Source organism: Janthinobacterium sp. AD80 (assembly GCF_002878455.1).
In the GTDB taxonomy this organism is placed as follows: Bacteria; Pseudomonadota; Gammaproteobacteria; order Burkholderiales; family Burkholderiaceae_D; genus Janthinobacterium.
In genome coordinates this window covers 1-5827 of sequence record NZ_NRDQ01000223.1, presented here as the reverse complement: position 1 = coordinate 5827, position 5827 = coordinate 1, and the positions used below count along the sequence as shown (strand labels likewise).

Below are 5827 nucleotides of genomic sequence, written 5' to 3'. Positions count from 1 at the left end.
CGCACGGTGCTGCTGGTCGATGATGACGAGAATTGCCGCAAGCTGCTGGCCGGCCTGCTGGCGCCCCTGGGCTTCGTGCTGCAGGAAGCGGCGGGCGGCGCGCAGGCGCAGGCCATGCTGGCGGCGCAGCGCTACGACATGGTGCTCAGCGACTGGCGCATGCCGGACATCGATGGCCTGGCACTGACGCACTGGCTGCGCGCGCAGACGGCGCTGGCGCAGCCGCGCCTGGTGATCATGACGGCTTCCGCCTTCGAGGAAGAAAAGCAGGAGGCGCTGGCCGCCGGCGCCGACGGTTTCCTGCGCAAGCCCATCGAACAGGAACACCTGTTTGCCATGCTGGAGCAGCAGCTGGGACTGCGCTTCCAGCGCACCACCGGGGAGCCTGGCGGGCAGGGAGAACCGGCCCAGGCCTTTGACCTGCAACAGGCGCTGGGCCAGCTGGGCGCCGCCGAACGCCAGGCCTTGCTCGAATCGGTGCGGGCCCTCGATGTGCGCCGCAGCGCCATCGTCCTGGCGGGCGTGGCGACCAGCGCGCCGCAGCTGGCCGCGCATATCACCGGCATGCTGGAGCTGCACCAGTACCAGCCGCTGTGCGCCTTGCTGGCACAGCTGGCCGGCGAGACGCAAGGCGCGGACGCATGACTTTTTCCGCCCCCAAGGACACCCGCCTGGGCGGTGTCTCCATCGTGCTGGCTGTCAGCGTGGCGCTGACCTTTGTCGTCACCGCGCTGCTGCTGGTGTTTGCCGTGCTGTTTTACCAGTCCGAGCGCGAGCAGCGCTGGCAGCAGCTGTACCGCAGCCTGGCCGTCAGCGCGGACCAGCTGGCCGTGGCCATCGAATTGCCGCTGTGGAATCTCGATGAACGGCAGATGCTGGCCATCATGCGCAGCACGCTGGGCAAGCGCGACCTGGTGGCCAGCGCGCTCACGCCCGGCATCGGCAAGGAGGCGCTGGCCCTGCGCCGCAACGCCGCCGGGACGCTCGATACCCTGTCCTCGCAACCGGGCGAACCGGGCTGGCTGGCCGAGCGGCGCGCCGTGACGATGGGCGGGCAAGTCATCGGCAGCGTCACCGTGTACGCCACGCCGGACCTGCTGAATGCGCAGCTGCGCCAGCGCGCGCTGGCCATCGGCGCCATGATCGTGGCGCTCGACGTGATCCTGGTGGCCAGCATCTGGCTGGTGATGTGGTGGCTGATGCTCAAGCCCTTGAAGGCCATCGGACAGTATGCGGCGGGCGTGAAGGCGGGGCAGAGCGAAGCGTTTGCCACGCCGCCGAAGGCCTGGTTCCTGGGCGAATTGCGCACCCTCTACCGCTCCATCCGCGACATGGTGGCGCTGCTCGACAGCCGCTACCGCGCCTTGCAGCGTAGCGAGGAGCGCGTGCAGATGGCCACGGGCGCGGCCAGCATCGGCATCTGGGACTGGAACGTCAGCAGTGGCGAACTGCAGTGGGATGAGCAGCTGTACGCGCAGTTCAAGGCCGAGCCGGATTGCGGCGTGCCGCCGGCGGCGCTGTGGCGCGCGGCGCTGGTGCCGGAAGACGTGCCGGCGACCAAGGAGGCCATCCGCGCCGCACTGCGTGCGGGGAACGCGTTCGCGCACGAGTACCGCATCCTGTGGCCCGATGGCAGCATCCGCTACATCAAGGCCGATGCCGTGATTTTCCGCGATGGCGCCGGCCTGCCCCTGCGCCTGGTCGGCTCGAACTACGACATCACGGCGCACCGCGAGGCGGAACTGGAGCTGCTGCGCCACCGCCATCACCTGGAAGAACTGGTGGCCGAGCGCACGGGCGCGCTGTCGGTGGCCGTCAGCCAGGCGCAGGCGGCGAACCGCGCCAAGAGCGTCTTCCTGGCCAACATGAGCCACGAACTGCGCACGCCCTTGAATTCCGTGATCGGCTTTTCGCGCCTGATGGCCGCCTCGCCGAACATGCAGGCCGATGAAAAGCGCAACCTGGCCATCATCCACCGCTCGGGCAATCATCTGCTGACCTTGATCAATGAAATCCTCGAACTGTCGAAAGGCGAGGCGGGACGGCTGCAGCCGCAGACGGCCGTGGTGGCGCTGGCGCCGCTGCTGCAGGAGGTGATGGACATGCTGGGCATGCGCGCCGAGCAGCAGGGCCTGCTGCTGCGCCTCGATTGCGTGGCCGAGCCGCCGGCCGCGCTGCTCGATGCCACCCGCCTGCGCCAGGTGCTGCTGAACCTGATGTCGAACGCCGTCAAGTTCGCGGGCAGCGGCTGCGTGACCCTGCGCGTGCGCGGCGAGCGGCTGGGCGGCGATGACTGGCGCCTGAGCTTTGCCGTCAGCGATACGGGCATCGGCATCGCCATGGATGACCAGCAGCGCATCTTTGAACCATTCGTGCAGGCCGACAGCGCGGGGCCGAAGGATGGCACGGGCCTGGGCCTGGCCATTTCGCGCGAATTCGTGCAGCTGATGGGCGGCGAGCTGACGGTGGAGTCGATGCCGGGGCAGGGCGCCACCTTCCGTTTCACCATCCCCGTGCAGGCGGCGCGCCTGCCGCCGCAGGCGTCTGTTCCTTTGCCCGTATCCGTTCCGGCGCCGGCAGGCGCGCGGCCAGCGCTGCAGCTGCACGACCTGGCGCCGCTGGCGCAGGGTGAGCGGGCTGCCTTGCTGGTGGCGCTGCGCGAGTTGAACCTGGCCCGCGTGGCATCACTGCTGGCCGCCTTGCCGCCGGCCGCACAGCCGCTGGTGGCGCCCTTGCAGGCCATGCTGGAGCAGCACCAGTACCGCCAGCTGTGCGCGCTGCTCGAGGCGGATGGTGCGGAGGCGCCGGCCTGAAAGTGTGGACGGCGAACATCGGTTTAGATAAAAAGGCAAGCAATATGCGGGCGATGGATGGTGCTTAATTGCAATAAAGATTATGATGATAATACGTAGTTCACTGCAAAGAAATGTCTTGTCCAGCGCGGCAATCGACCGCCGCGCCTCATCCAAAGCTGAGAGAACTGCTACATGCATCGCGATTTTTCGGAAGTGAACGCCAAGGGCGAAGTACTGATCGTTGAAGATACGCCGGCCTCGCTCAAGCTGCTGAGTGACCTGCTGGGCGGCGCCGGGTATGCGGTGCGCCAGGCGCCGAATGGCGAACTGGCCCTGTGGACGGCGCAGGCCCGTCCGCCCGAGCTGATCCTGCTCGACGTGCGCATGCCGGGCCTCGACGGTTTTGAAGTGTGCCGGCGCCTGAAGGAAATTCCGTCCTTGCGCCAGGTGCCCGTGATCTTCCTGTCGGCCCAGTACGATACGGACGACAAGGTGCGCGGCTTTGCGCTGGGTGCCGTCGACTTCATCGCCAAGCCTTTCCAGGCCGAGGAAATCCTCGCCCGCACGGACGCCCACGTGCGCCTGGCGCGGGCGCAGCTGCAGCTGGCGCAGGAGCGCGCCAACCTGGAGCGCCGCGTGGCCGAACGCACGGCGGAACTGGAGCAGGTGGCCAGCACCCTGGCGCGCGAAGTGCAGATCCGCCGCGCCAATGAGGAATTGCTGCGACTGTCGGGCCAGGTCTTCGAAGCCACGCAGGATGCCATCCTGATCACCGATGCGGCCGGCGTCATCGTCACGGCCAATCCCGCCTTTACGCGCATTACCGGCTACGCGGCGCAGGAAGTGGTGGGCACCGACATCATGCGCCTGCACGCCGAATACACGGGCGAAGCCGTGCTGCTGGCCCTGCGCCAGGGCTTGCGCAGCAGCGGCTGCTGGTCGGGCGAGGTGCAGACGCGGCGCAAGAGCGGCGACACCTATCCCTGCCTGCTCAGCGCCTCCACCGTGCATGGCCCCGACGGCGCCGTCGTCAACTATATCGGCGTCTTCCTCGATATCAGCGAACGCAAGGCCGAGCAGCACCTGATCGACTTCCTGTCCTACCACGATGCCCTGACGGGCCTCCCCAATCGCGTGCTGATGCGCGAGCGCTTCGAGCAGGCGCGCGCGCAGGCCGTGCGCGATGGCCAGCAGGTGGTGCTGATGTGCCTGGACCTGGACCGCTTCAAGAACATCAACGATTCGCACGGCCAGGCCGTAGGCGACAAGGCGCTGCAGGTGGTGGCGCGTTTCCTCTCCGGCTGCATGCGCGAGGGCGACACGGTGGCGCGCCAGGGCGGCGACGAATTCCAGATCCTGCTGCAGGACGATGCCTTGCTGGGACGTACCCTGGCGCTGGCGCAGACCATCCTGGCCGGCTTGCGCGGGGAGCTCAGCGTCGATGGCGAACGCCTGGCGCTGACCACCAGCATCGGCATCGCCATGTGCCCGGCCGATGGCGACAGCCTCGACGACGTGCTGCGCCACGCCGACACGGCGCTGGTGCGCGCCAAGGAAATGGGGCGCGACCATTACGCGTTTTTCACCGAGCGCATGGGCAGCGACATCCGCGCCCGCCTGGCCATGCAGCAGCAGCTGCGCGGCGCCATCGCCCGCGATGAATTCGAAGTGCATTACCAGCCGCAGATGTGCTTGCGCACGGGCGCCATGCTGGGCGCCGAAGCCCTGCTGCGCTGGGATAATCCCGTGCTGGGCAAGGTGCCGCCCGGCCTGTTCATCGCCCTGGCCGAGGAATATGGTTCCATCACGGCCATCGGCGAGTGGGTGCTGGAAAGCGTCTGCGCGCAGATCCGCGCCTGGCACGATGCGGGCCTGGGCAGCATCAAGGTGGCCGTCAACCTGTCCGGCAAGCAGTTCGCGCAGGACCGCACGGTGCCGTTCGTCGAGGCGGCCTTGCGCAAATACGGCATCGCGCCCGCCTGCCTTGGCATCGAGATCACGGAAAGCACGGTGATGGGCGATCCGGACAAGGCCGTGGCCGCCCTCACTCGCCTGAAGGATATCGGCGTCGGCATTTCGCTCGACGACTTCGGCACCGGCTATTCCAGCCTCGGCTACCTGAAGCGCTTCCCCATCGATGTGCTGAAAATCGACAAGTCCTTCGTCGATGATGTGACCACCAGCAGCAGCGACGCGGCCATCGCCCGCTCCGTCATCTCGCTGGCGCACAATCTGAACATGCGCGTGATCGCCGAGGGCGTGGAAACGCGCGCCCAGGTCGACTTTTTGACGGAGCATGGCTGCGACGAAATGCAGGGCTATTACTTCAGCCGCCCCGTGCCGGCCCCCGCCTTCACGGCGCTGCTGCGCGAAAAAAGGATGCTGGCGCTGGCGTGAGCGGGTATGCTGGCTCTTTTTCTTTTGAGCAACTGCCCCGTGAAAAAACTCCTCCCCGCCCTGTTTGGCGTGTTTGGCGCCTGTGTGTTGCTGCATGGCGCCGCCGCCGCCGCGCCCGTTACTGCGTCCGCTCCTGCTCCCGCGCCTGCCGCCACGCCACCCGCCGCCAACCGTGCCATCGGTGCCAGCGCGCAGTTCCAGCAGATTTACAGCGCCGAATGGCAGTGGCGCCAGCAGCAGAAGGCGCAGGCCGGCCTGCCGCGCGTGGACGCCGCCACGCAGGAGGCGCGCCGCGCCTACTGGCAGCGGGTGCTGGCGCAGCTCGACGCGCTCGACTCGGCCAGCCTGGCCGGTGAGGATGGCGTCAACTTTGCCGTCTACCGCGCACAGGTGGCCGCCTTGCTGGCCGAGCAGCAGTTCCGCGAATACGAGCGGCCTCTGAATGCCGATACAGCGTTCTGGAACGAGCTGGCGTACGCGGCCCGCAAGCCGCGCCGCACCAGCGCCGATTACCGCGCCTACATCGCGCTGCTGAATGACGTGCCGCGCTATTTCGGCGAACAGACGGAGAACATGCGGGCCGGCCTGCGGCGCGGCTTCACGCCGCCGCGCGTGACTTTGGCGGGGCGCGAGCG

4 protein-coding genes are annotated in these 5827 nt (G+C 67.8%); all 4 read left to right on the top strand.

Features of this window, described 5'->3' with window-relative positions; genetic code table 11:
* The coding region (locus JaAD80_RS27450; protein WP_146012571.1) for a response regulator at positions 1 to 645 on the top strand (645 nt) is incomplete at its 5' end.
* Positions 642 to 2813, top strand: a complete 2172-nt coding sequence (locus JaAD80_RS27445) for a HAMP domain-containing sensor histidine kinase (protein ID WP_102299270.1) — start codon at positions 642 to 644, stop codon at positions 2811 to 2813. The genes JaAD80_RS27450 and JaAD80_RS27445, both read left to right, overlap by 4 nt.
* 174 nt (positions 2814 to 2987) lie before the next feature.
* Complete coding sequence (locus JaAD80_RS31915; protein ID WP_102299268.1) at positions 2988 to 5192, top strand: GGDEF domain-containing response regulator; 2205 nt, start codon at positions 2988 to 2990, stop codon at positions 5190 to 5192.
* A gap of 39 nt (positions 5193 to 5231) precedes the next feature.
* Positions 5232 to 5827, top strand: a 596-nt coding sequence (locus tag JaAD80_RS27435) for a DUF885 family protein (RefSeq protein ID WP_258003215.1), incomplete at its 3' end; no start/stop codon positions are given.